We start from the raw sequence: 11,026 nt of genomic DNA on the forward strand, positions 1-11,026 counted from the left end.
ATAATTATGATTATCCGAGATAATCAAGGTCTATTATGAACTGGATCACACCATTGGGAGCATGGTCTCCCGGGCGGCCTCCGCGCCGGCACGCACCGGATACTCCACCCTGCTGACCAAGGAGTTCGGACTGGCCGCACTGCTGATGGCCACCATGTCCTTCGCCGGGCTCTGCCTGACCTACGGCATGAACACCTGGCTGCCGCGGATCATGGAGTCCTACGGCTACGGCGAGCTGAAGCTCTGGTTCCCCTTCGTGCTCGACGGCGCCGCAGTGATCGGCGGCATGATCGCCGCGACCGCCTGGGCAAGCCGCAGAATGTCATCGCCACGACCTTCGCCCTGGCCGCGATCACGCTGGTGCTGATGACCTTCCAGTTCCCGCTGGCGCTGCTGTTCCTGTTCATCGGGGTGGCCGGCGTGGGCATCCTGGGCGCTTCGGAGCAGTTCTACGTGTTCGCCGGGGTGGCGCTGCTCGGCGGTCTCGTCACCGTCCTGGTACCGCGCGAGCACAACACCTACCTGATCGAGCGCCGGCTGCTGATCGACGGCGACGCCGATCAGCAGGAGGCGCAGGCCGCTCGCGAAGCGGTCGCCGACTCCCCGGTCTCCCAGGACGGTGCCGCCGCCTCGAACCAGGGTCCTCGCACCGGAGCCTGAGACCGCTCGGCCTCACCCGCTCAGGCACCCTCCCGGGAGCTCATCCGCGCACAGCGCGGGTGAGCTCCTGGCTCATCTGCCGCAGACCCGCGCGGTGGGCGCGCACCACCACGACGCCGATCCCGGGATCCGGATCCCGCAGGGCCTCCTCCAGCTCCCGGAGGCCCCCCACCCTGCGCACCGGGATCCCGTAGCCGGCGCAGACCTCGTCGATCCGCGCGCTGGGCGGGGTGCCGAAGAAGCGCTCGACCGTGTCCCGGTAGGCCTCATGCTCGCCCAGGGCGCCGTGCTCGAGCGTGGCGAAGATGCCTCCGCCGCCGTCGTCGAGCACCACGATCTGCAGCTGCGGCGCCCGCTCTCCGCGCAGGCTCAGCAGCGAGCCGGCATCGTGCAGCAGGGTCAGATCACCCAGCAGGGCACGGACCGGACGCCCGGCCGCCAGCCCCGCGCCGGCCGCCGTGGCGACCAGCCCGTCGATACCGGCCAGCCCTCGATTCGCCAGGACCTCCACGCCGGCCTCGGGGCGGGGATCCGGCTCGCCGAGCAGGTCCAGGTCACGGATCGGATTCGACGAGCCCATCACCAGCAGGCGGCGGTCAGCGCGGCAGGCATCCCAGACCGCCCGCGCCGCGAGCGGGCCGGGGAGACCGACGCCTGCGGATCCAGCGCGGTGCAGGACCTCGAGCGCGCGCCGCTGCCCTTGTGCCCCGGCCCGAGACCAGTCATCGCTCCACTGCTGCGGTGCGCGTCCGAGGAACTCGGCAGCCTCCGCTGCTGCGCTCAGCTCGCGCTCGGGCCGCCGCCCGTCCTCGAACCACGGGACCGGGCGGGGCCGCCATGCCGCGACCTCCACCCCGGGGCGCCGCAGCAGCGCGGCCACCGGACGCGAGAGCGTGGGTCGTCCGACCAGCAGGACCCGCTCGATGCCCTCGCCGAGCGGGGTCTCCAGCAGCGCCCGATAGGGCCCGATCGCCGTGGACCCGCGACGAGCCTGCGAGGAAGGCTCGGCCAGCAGCGGGGTGCCCAGCGCCTCGGCCAGCTGAGCGGCGCCCGCGCCGGCGCCATCGCCGGCGACCACCACGCTGCGATGCAGCCGCGCGCCGTGACCGAGACGCTGCAGCTCGGAGGGATCCAGCAGCGGGGTCTCCACGGCCAGCCGCAGCCGATCCGCCAGCGCATCGCCTGCGGGCCCGGCGCGGCCTTCATCGGCGTCATCGGCGGGGCCCTCCCCCGAGGCCGCCGAGCCCGCTGCCGCCTCGCTGCCGCCGCCGTGCCCGGTCGAGTCCGTCGGAGGCTGGGGTTGGAGGGGGTCACGCAGCGCGATGTTCAGGTGCACGGGTCCAGGCGGGCCGCGGAGTCCGTCCGCCTCGAGCGCGCTCAGGGCGGGGGCAAGGGCCGCCAGCACCCGGCGGCGCAGCGATTCCGGATCCTGCCCCGAGGCCTCGAGCACCACATCGACCTCGGCGCGCACGAAGCCGGCGAAGATCCCGGGCTGGACGGTGGTCTGATTGGCCCCGGTTCCGCGCAGCTCCGGCGGACGGTCGGCGGTGATGGCCACCAGGCCGACACCGCCGTGATGAGCCTCCATGACCGCCGGCAGCAGGTTCCCGGCGGCGGTGCCCGAGGTGGTCACGACGGCGGCGGGCCGAGACGTGGCCCGCGCTGCGCCCAAGGCGTGGAAGGCGGCGGATCGCTCATCGAGGCGCACGTGCACCGACAGGTCGCGGCCATCGCGCCGGGCCGCCTCATAGGCGAAGGGAGCGGAGCGGGATCCGGGACACACGAACAGCTCGCGCATCCCTGTCTCCACGAGTCCGTCCAGCACGGCGGCGGCGGTCAGCAGCGCATCGGAGGTCATCCGCCCACCCTACTGAGACCCCAGGACAGCACGTCGGCCCCGGATCCGCCTGCCCGCAACGGGGCGAGCAGATCCGGGGCCGACCTCGGCTCAGCGCCGCCTCAGCGGCCGAGCGCGCTCGGTGCCTCAGTCGGTGTAGGAGCGACGAGCGCGACGGGCCTTCTCGCGGATGGCCTGGGTGGAGCGGCCCTTGTAGCCCTCCGGACGCGGTCCGCGGGCGGCCTTGCGCTCGCCCGCCACCTCCTTGCCGCGGCCGAACTGGCCGCGGCCCCGGCGGGTCGAGTAGACCTGCACGACCGACGGGCGCGACAGCGCGAACCGGCCCTCCTCCTCACGGGTCTTCACGACGTAGTCCGGGAAGTAGGACCGCGGCTCCTCGAAGGTGCCGTCCTCACCCGGGTGCTGGACGGCCACGTAGGCCATCTGCTCCTTGTCGTGGATGACCGGGCCGCAGGTCTCGGCATCCTGCGGGACCGACAGGAACTGCTCCACGAGCCCGCGCTCGGAGCCCTCCAGGCCCACGCGGAACAGGCCGTCGTTGTAGCCGATCGTGCCGGGGGCGCCGTCGGTCGAGATCCAGAGGTGGCCCTCGGAGTCGAAGGCGACATTGTCCGGGCAGGAGATCGGCGAGACCTTGTCCGCGGGGAAGCCCGCGAAGTAGACCGAGGAGTTGGTCGCGGGATCGCCGCAGACCAGCAGGATCGACCAGGTGAACGAGGTGCCCGCGGAGTTCTCGGCGTCCTCGCTCAGCTCGATGATGTGGCCGTCGCGGTTGGTGCTGCGCGGGTTGGCCTCATCGGCGGCCGCCTTGCCGGGTGTGCCGCGCTCGGTGTTGTTCGTGCAGGCCACGTAGAGCTTGCCGGTGTGCGGGTTCGGCTCGACGTCCTCGGGGCGATCCATCTTGGTGGCTCCGACCTTGTCGCCTGCCAGGCGGGTGTAGACCAGGACCTCCTCGACGGACATGCCCTCGACCTCGGACTGGCCGTCGACGACCAGCGGCAGCCACTCGCCGGTGCCGTCGAACGCGCCGTCGGAGGGCAGCTTGCCGGAGCCGTCGATCTCGCCGGCGGAGTCGCCGACGAACTTGGCCACGTACAGGTCGCCCTCGGAGAGCAGGGTCATGTTGTGGCGGCGGTCGCCCTCCTTGTACTTCTTGGAGGAGACGAACTTGTAGAGGTAGTCGAAGCGCTGGTCATCGCCCGAATAGGCGACCACGGTGCCGTCGGCGGCCACGTAGACATTGGCGCCCTCGTGCTTGAAACGGCCCAGGGCCGTGTGCTTGACGGGGGTCGAGCTCGGATCCGTGGGATCGATCTCCACGACCCAGCCGAAGCGGTTGACCTCGTTCTCGTAGCCCTCGTTGTTGCCGTTCCAGCGGGGATCGATGAGATCCCAGCGTCGCGCCGGCGGCGTGGTGGAGAAGCCGTAGCGCTCCTGCTCCGGGGAGGGTCGGGCGGCCAGGACGTTGGTGATGTTCTCCTCGCCGGAGACCACGGTGCCCCAGGGCGTCACGCCGCCGGAGCAGTTGTTCTGCGTGCCCAGCACGAGCTTGCCCGTGGGGTCGGCCACGGTCTTGAGCAGCTCCGAGCCGGCGGCCGGGCCGTCCACGGAGAACGGGGTGTCCGCGGTGATGCGGCGGTTGCGGGTCCCGCCGACCACGTAGCTCCAGGGCTGGCCGGGGGCCTTGCGCTCGATCTCGACGACCGCCATGCCGTGGGCGGCGATGCCGACCGAGGCGGTGCGCTCGAGGTCGTTCTCGCGCTGGTCCGCAGGGAACATGGTGTTCTCGTTGGTGTACTCGTGGTTGCACACGAGCACGCCGGTGCGGCCGCCGCGGTCCGGGAGGATGTCCAGGTAGTCGTTGTTGTACCCGAACTGCCTCTGCTGCGACTCGTAGGTCTGGTTCTGGGGGTCGAAGGCCGGCGAGTCCTCGAACAGCGGATCGCCCCAGCGGATGATCGGCGACCAGTCGAAGCCCTCGGGCACGGTGAAGTCATCCACCGCGGCGTCCACCGGGTCGATCGGCGCGAAGTCCATGCGTCCGCCGCGCTCGCCCCAGTAGGCGAAGGTGGCCTCGGCGCGGGTCCCTGTGGCCACGACTCCCACGGAGACGGCGGCGGCCGCGCCCAGGCCCAGAGCCGAGCGGCGCGACAGGGCCGTGGAGGCAATCTCGTGGAACGTGGGGTTGTCCGACTGGTTGCAGTCCGGCGAGGCGCAGGCCGAGCCGCACTTCAGCGCGCAGGTCAGCGGCGAGCGCTTGCCGTTGGTGTGGCCGAGCATGGGCAGGAGCTGATGGCGCATGTGTTCCCTCTCATCGTCCCGCCGGCAGCGGCGGGGGCGGTTCGTATTCCCGTACAGGTAACCCGGCTCGCGTGAGTGCTCGGCGGTCTCGCGGAGAACGCCGGATGAACAGGACGACGACGTCAGAAAAAGGACAGGAGGACGTGCCGCATCCTCGATGAATCCGCATCTCGAAGGAGGGGCGATGGGGCCCTGATCAGGCTCGATGCGGCGGTGCGGACTGCTCGAGCAGGCGGTGCACCCGGCGTGCGCGATCCGTCCACCACTTCTGGCGCTGCGGCCCGGCCCGGTGACGGACCAGCAGCTCGGGATCGGGCTCGATCGGCCCCACCGGCAGCAGGCCGCCGCGGGGCAGCAGCGGATGCTCCGTCACGTCCCGGCCCAGCAGCGCGGCCGTGCCGAGTCCGCAGGCATACGGAAGCTCCGGGAGGGCGGCGGCCAGGGCCAGACCCGCGCTGAGGCCCACGCTCGTCTCGAGCGCCGAGCTCACGACGGCCGGCAGCCCGGCCTGCTCCACGACAGCCAGCGCCCGTCGCACCCCTCCCAGGGGCGCCGCCTTGACCACGAGCAGGTCGGCGGCCTCGGCCCGGGCCACCGCGAGAGGGTCCTCGGCCTTGCGCACGGACTCGTCGGCGGCGATCAGCAGGGGCTCCCCCCGGCCGCGCAGCTCGCCGCGCACACGGGCCAGACCCTCGATCCCCGGACTCGGCTGCTCGGCGTACTCCAGACCGTGGCGGGCCAGCCTGGACAGCGCCTCGACCGCTGTCTCAGGACTCCACCCGGCATTGGCATCCACCCGCAGCGCGGCCTCCGGCAGGGCCGCGCGCACCGCCGCCACTCGGGCGTCGTCATCGGCCAGGGACTGACCGCGCTCGGCGACCTTGATCTTGACTGCGGCGATGCCCTCGCCGTACCGGGCCAGCACCCGCGGGACCTCGGCGGAAGGCACCGCGGGAACCGTGGCATTGACCGGCACTGCCGTGCGCCGCGGGGCGGGCAGTCCGAGCCAGCCGACCTCGAGGGCGCAGCGCCACCAGGCCAGCGCCTCGGCGTCGTCGTACTCGGGGAAGGCGGCGAACTCCGCCCAGCCCCTCGGCCCGCGCACGAGCATGGACTCGCGGCGCTGCAGGCCGCGGAAGCGCGAGGCCATCGGCAGATCCACGACCGCGGCCTGCTCCAGCACCTCCTCGAGGGAGGGCAGCGGCTGCGGCAGGGGGCTGAAGGCCAGGGGCTCGGTCCGGAACATGGGCCCACCCTAGGCCGGGCCCCGATCCAGAGCTGAGTCCTCGGGAATCCGAGGCTCGGTCCCAGGATCCGCGAAGGCTCCGGTGCCACACTGGGGCCTTCCGAGGCCTGGAGGCTCCAGGCGGAGTCGACCAGGGGACCACGAGCGTGACCTACATTCAGGCCGAGACCGATCCGCAACGAGGGGATCGCCCGTCCGCAGCTCAGTATCAGCATCCGTGGGGCGAGCCTCGCGCAGCCGGGGGAACCCGGGTGATGCCCTTGACTCGCAGCACCGCCCGGACCGCGATGCAGGCACCCGCGCAGCCGGCACCGCTGCAGCGCCAGCAGGCCTGGGCCACGCAGCGCATCGACGACCGCCCCGACTACCCCGGCCAGGCCGCCTACCAGTACGGGGGTGCACGGCCCCCTCAGCGCCAGCGGGATCTCTCGATCGGCTCTGCGCTGGGCCAGCTCGTGCGTGCAGGCCTGCTCTTCGCCCTGGCGGGAGTGATCTCCTGGGCCGCGCTGCGCACCGTGAGCGGGCAGTGGGTGGATGAGGTCGCACTGCGCCAGGCCGCTGCGCTGAGCGAGCGCCTCCCCGCCTCGGCCACGAGCCTGCTCGCCTCGACCACGCTGTTCACCTGCGCGGCCGCCGCCGTGATCGCCCTCATCCTGGCCGCCTCCCACCGACGCTGGATCCCGCTGGTCATCGCCGTGCTCACTGCGGTGCCGGCCCTGGCCTCGGCCCAGCTGCTCAAGCACGGCCTGCTGGAGAAGACCGCCTACGGCATCCAGGAGTCGGCGCAGAACTCCCTTCCCTCAGGCCATACCGCCGCCGCAGCGGCAGCCGCAGCGATCGTCGTCATGGTCGCCCCCGCGCGCCAGCGCAAGGCGTGGGCGCTGCTGGGCACTGCTGCGGTCACCGCCGCCGGGGTGGGCACCGTGATCAACGGCTGGCACCGGCCCGCTGACGCCGCCGTGGCCGTGCTCCTGATCGCCGGGTGGTTCGTGCTCGGATCCCTGGTGCTGCGCGCCCTGGTCCCGGCCGAGCCGTGGGTCCCGCAGCGCGGCCTCACGCTGTTCGTCCTGTTCGTGCTGGCGGCGGCGCTGACGATCCTGGCCATGACGGCTCAGCAGACAATCCCGGCTCCGGGGCTGGCCCTGGCCTTCGGGGCCCTGGGCGTGCTGAGCCTGTCACTGCTGTCGGCCCACCAGATGGTGCGGGCTATGCGCCCGCGCCGGCGATGACCGCCAGCCGATCCAGCAGGATCCTGGAGGCGGCCGGCCCGTAGGGAAGCCGGTACAGGGCCGCAGTCACCGGGCCGTCGGCATCCTGCACCGGGGCCGGAGGCGCGTCCAGACGCTCGATCGCCGCGGCCATGGTCTCGGCCATGTCCCGCACGGCGCTGCGCGCGACCGGGGCTCCGTGCCCCGGCACGACCACCGAGTAGCGCTCCAGATCAGCGATCTGCTCCAGCGCCCGCACCCATTCGTGCGGGTAGGCATCCTCGAAGGCCGGATCCGCGCCCTGCTCCACCACGTCTCCGGCGAACAGGACCTCGTCCACGCCGGCGAAGATGTCGTTGTCCGTGTGGGCGCGCCCCACCGAGAACACGACCACGTGTCGGTCGCCCAGATCGATTCGGCTCAGCGCTGGGCGCAGCCCGGTGCCCGGCAGGTGCCGCTGGGGCACCACGATCCGGGTCCCCAGGCCCTTGCCCTCGCCCATCTCCGGCTCGAGCACCCCCACGAAGGAGCGCTGGTAGTCGCCGTGGCTGCCGATGGCGGCTGCGGCATCGCGGTGCGACCAGAACTCGGTGACCCCGGCGCGCTCGAAGACGGCGTTGCCCATGTAGTGGTCGTAGTGGGCATGGGTGTTCAGCACCACGAGCGGCAGGTCCGTCACCGTGCGCACGACCTCGAGGATCTCGCGACCCTGCCGCGGTCCGGCGCCGGTGTCGATCACGAGCGCGCGCGCGGAGCCCACGACCAGGCCTGAGTTCAGGCGCCAGTTATCCGTGGTGATGACGTGGATGTCGTCGCCGACTTCGCTGATGGAGCTCACCGTGCCAGCGTACGGTGCCGCGCCGCCGGTGGCCTACGGTGGTGGCCATGCTGAGCAGCGGATCCGGACGCTATGCGCCCTCCCCCTCCGGGGACCTCCACCTGGGCAACCTGCGCACCGCCGTGCTGGCCTGGGCCTTCGCTCGCGCCGACGGCCGCGGGTTCGCGCTGCGCCTCGAGGACCTCGACCGAGTCCAGCAGGGCGCGGCCCAGCGCCAGCTCGAGGATCTGGCGGCGATCGGGCTGGGCTGGCAGGAGCCGGTGCTGGTGCAGTCGCAGCGGATCCCGGCGCATCTGCAGGCCGTCGAGCGGCTGAGGGAGCACGGCCTGGTCTACGAGTGCTTCTGCACGCGCCGCGAGATCCGTGAGGAGATCGAGTCCTCCGGCGGCGCGCCCCACGGGGCGCCGGGGGCCTATCCGGGCACCTGCCGCGACCTGACGCCCGCCCAGCGCGAGGTCCGCCGCGCAGAGCGTCCTGCGGCTCTGCGGCTGCGTGCGCAGACGGAATCCGCGACCGTCCACGACCGCCTGCTGGGCGAGTTCACCGCCGCGGTCGACGACTTCGTGCTCGTACGCAATGACGGACGCCCCGCCTACAACCTCGCAGTGGTCGTCGACGACGCCCACCAGGGGGTCGATCAGGTGGTGCGCGGCGATGATCTGCTGTCGTCCGCGCCGCGGCAGGCGCATCTTGCGCAGCTTCTCGGACTGCCCGAGCCGCAGTGGGTCCATGTCCCGCTCGTGCTCAACAGGAACGGCCAGCGCCTGGCCAAGCGCGATGGCGCCGTGAGCCTGGGCGAGCTGGCCGCAACGGGCGTGAGCACGAGCGAGGCGATGGGCTGGATCGGAGCCTCCCTGGGCCTCGGCGACGGCATCCGCACGGCCTCGGACGTGCTCGAGCGGTTCGACGAGGTGCGCCTGGACCGAGGCCCGTGGATCCTGGAGCCTCCGCGCCAGCAGCCCGCCACCGACTGAGCACTCCCGCAAGACGGCCTGGAAGCAACCTGTCAAGTCTTGCATCGCCCCAGGTCAGAGCGCATTATCGCCGTCATATCACGGGCCGTCGCGAGACCCTCGCGTATTCTGTGCTTCGTTTTGCCTGCGTGTGGTCGCCGTCTCACGGCACCCGCCGCGGCCTGGACTGCGCTTCACCCGCAGTCCGCTGCGCACCACCGCGATCACGCGCGGGCTGCTGGCACGCGCGGGCTGCTGGTCGGCCCCGCGCGACCGCAGACCCCCGCACTTCCCTATTCGGAAACGCGCCGAGGACAGCGATGGACGCCCCATCGGCACCGAGGCGGAGAGGAATCCCATGATCGAAGCAGGATCCGGCTTCTGGTGGATGATGGCCGCCATCGCCCTGTACTTCCTGGCGATGATCGGCATCGGCATCTGGGCCTCCACCCGGACCAAGAACAAGGACGACTACATGATCGGGGGGCGAGACCTGCCCGCACCGGTCGCAGCGCTGTCCGCAGGCGCCTCGGACATGTCTGGCTGGCTGCTGATGGGCCTTCCCGGAGCCCTCTACCTGGGCGGAATGGTCCAGGCGTGGATCGCGATCGGACTGACCCTGGGCGCCTGGGCGAACTGGAAGCTCGTGGCCCCGCGGCTGCGCCTGTTCACCGAGCAGTACGGCAATGCCATCACCCTGCCGTCGTACTTCGGCAATCGCCTGGTCCACGGCGGCCGCACGCTGCGCGTGGTCTCCGGATTGGTCATCCTCATCTTCTTCACGTTCTACATCTCCTCCGGCATGGTGGCCGGCGGCAACTTCGCCGCAGCGGCTTTCGGCACGGCGCTGGAGCAGAACATGGGCTGGTCGACCTCCGAGACCTACCTCATCGGCATGCTGGTGATCGCCGGCATCACCATCTTCTACACGCTGATCGGCGGCTTCCTGGGCGCCAGCTTCACCGACTTCTTCCAGGGCACCCTGGTGTTCCTGGCGCTGCTGGCCGTTCCGGTCGTGACCATGATCATCGCCGGCGGACCCGCGACCATCGTCGACCGCGTCTCGGACGTGCAGCCCAATGCCTGGGATCTGTTCGACATCTCGGCCGCCGGCGGCTTCATCGGCGTGTTCTCCCTGTTCGCCTGGTTCCTGGGCTACTTCGGGCAGCCGCACATCCTGGTTCGCTTCATGGCGCTGCGCAGCCATCACGAGGCCGTGGTGGGTCGGCGCTGGAACATCATCTGGATGGCGCTGTGCGTGATCGGGGCGATCCTCACCGCGCTGTTCGCCCTGCCCCTGGTGCAGAACGGACGGGTCGCCCTGACCAACTCGGAGACCGCCGAGACCGTGTTCCTGGACGCCGCGATCGGCCTGTTCCCCGCCTTCATCGCCGGTCTGGTGCTGGCTGCGGTGCTCGCGGCCATCATGTCCACGCTGTCCTCGCAGCTGGTGGTCACCGCCTCCGCCTTCGTGGAGGATCTCATGCTGCTGATCCGCCGCCGTCCGCTGGAGCAGAAGACCTCCCTGTGGATCTCCCGCGCCGCGGTGCTCGTCGTGGCGATCATCGCCGCGCTCATGGCACTGGATCCCTCCGAGTCCATCCTGGCGCTCGTCGGCTTCGCCTGGGCCGGCTTCGGCGCCGCGTTCGGTCCGATCGTGCTGCTGTCGCTGTACTGGAAGAAGCTCACCGGCATCGGTGCCACGGCAGCCATGGTCGTCGGCGCGGCCGTCGTGCTGATCTGGCCGCAGACCCCCTGGTCCGCTCTCTACGAGATCATCCCGGGCTTCGTGGCCGGTCTGATCGTGGCCGTGGTGGTCTCGCTGATCACCTACCGGGACGAGCCGGGCGTCGATGAGCACTTCGATGCCGCCGTGGCCCGCTCCCGCGAGGGCCTGCCGGAGGGCGACTCCGAACTGGCCGAGCCGGCTCCGGCCGGCCGGCCCTCGGCGCAGACCGCCGA

The 11,026-nt window shown here is 71.5% G+C and carries 9 protein-coding genes; 5 read left to right on the forward strand and 4 right to left on the reverse strand.

Annotated elements, in window-relative coordinates; genetic code table 11:
- The first annotated feature begins 61 nt into the window (after positions 1 to 61).
- Both M3E84_RS08540 and M3E84_RS08545 read left to right on the forward strand, forming a co-directional pair.
- Positions 62 to 367: a hypothetical protein gene (locus tag M3E84_RS08540; RefSeq protein WP_259895772.1), complete on the forward strand. Its 306-nt coding sequence runs from the start codon at positions 62 to 64 to the stop codon at positions 365 to 367.
- Positions 367 to 660 carry a hypothetical protein gene (locus M3E84_RS08545; protein WP_259895773.1) on the forward strand — a complete coding sequence of 98 codons (294 nt, stop codon included), beginning with the start codon at positions 367 to 369 and terminating at the stop codon, positions 658 to 660. The genes M3E84_RS08540 and M3E84_RS08545 overlap by 1 nt, the downstream gene beginning before the upstream one ends.
- Positions 661 to 700: 40 nt before the next feature.
- Here the strand turns inward: M3E84_RS08545 and menD are convergent, their stop codons facing one another.
- The 3 genes from menD to M3E84_RS08560 all read right to left on the reverse strand — a co-directional run bounded on the left by menD (position 701) and on the right by M3E84_RS08560 (position 6,065).
- A complete protein-coding gene (gene menD / locus M3E84_RS08550) occupies positions 701 to 2,518 on the reverse strand; it encodes a 2-succinyl-5-enolpyruvyl-6-hydroxy-3-cyclohexene-1-carboxylic-acid synthase (RefSeq protein WP_259895774.1) in 1,818 nt (605 codons plus the stop codon).
- A gap of 126 nt (positions 2,519 to 2,644) precedes the next feature.
- Positions 2,645 to 4,819: a PhoX family phosphatase gene (locus M3E84_RS08555; RefSeq protein ID WP_259895775.1), complete on the reverse strand. Its 2,175-nt coding sequence runs from the start codon at positions 4,817 to 4,819 to the stop codon at positions 2,645 to 2,647.
- Positions 4,820 to 5,015: 196 nt separating this feature from the next.
- Entirely contained in the window at positions 5,016 to 6,065 is a 1,050-nt protein-coding gene (locus tag M3E84_RS08560; RefSeq protein WP_259895776.1) for an o-succinylbenzoate synthase, read from the reverse strand.
- Between the two features lie 260 nt (positions 6,066 to 6,325).
- Here M3E84_RS08560 and M3E84_RS08565 point away from each other — a divergent pair, with 260 nt between their 5' ends.
- Positions 6,326 to 7,294 (forward strand): phosphatase PAP2 family protein, encoded by a 969-nt coding sequence (locus M3E84_RS08565; protein ID WP_259895777.1) that lies wholly within the window; start codon positions 6,326 to 6,328, stop codon positions 7,292 to 7,294.
- Here M3E84_RS08565 and M3E84_RS08570 read toward each other — a convergent pair.
- Positions 7,272 to 8,111 carry an MBL fold metallo-hydrolase gene (locus tag M3E84_RS08570; protein ID WP_259895778.1) on the reverse strand — a complete coding sequence of 280 codons (840 nt, stop codon included), beginning with the start codon at positions 8,109 to 8,111 and terminating at the stop codon, positions 7,272 to 7,274. The genes M3E84_RS08565 and M3E84_RS08570 overlap by 23 nt on opposite strands.
- Positions 8,112 to 8,158: 47 nt before the next feature.
- On the opposite strand from M3E84_RS08570, the gene gluQRS reads away from it, so the two are divergent.
- Complete coding sequence (gluQRS, locus tag M3E84_RS08575) at positions 8,159 to 9,085, forward strand: tRNA glutamyl-Q(34) synthetase GluQRS (protein WP_259895779.1); 927 nt, start codon at positions 8,159 to 8,161, stop codon at positions 9,083 to 9,085.
- A 337-nt stretch (positions 9,086 to 9,422) separates the two neighbouring features.
- Positions 9,423 to 11,026 (forward strand): sodium/proline symporter PutP (gene putP / locus M3E84_RS08580; protein ID WP_259895780.1); only part of this gene is annotated, 1,604 nt, incomplete at its 3' end.

Source organism: Kocuria sp. p3-SID1428 (assembly GCF_025149945.1).
Lineage (GTDB): Bacteria > Actinomycetota > Actinomycetes > Actinomycetales > Micrococcaceae > Kocuria.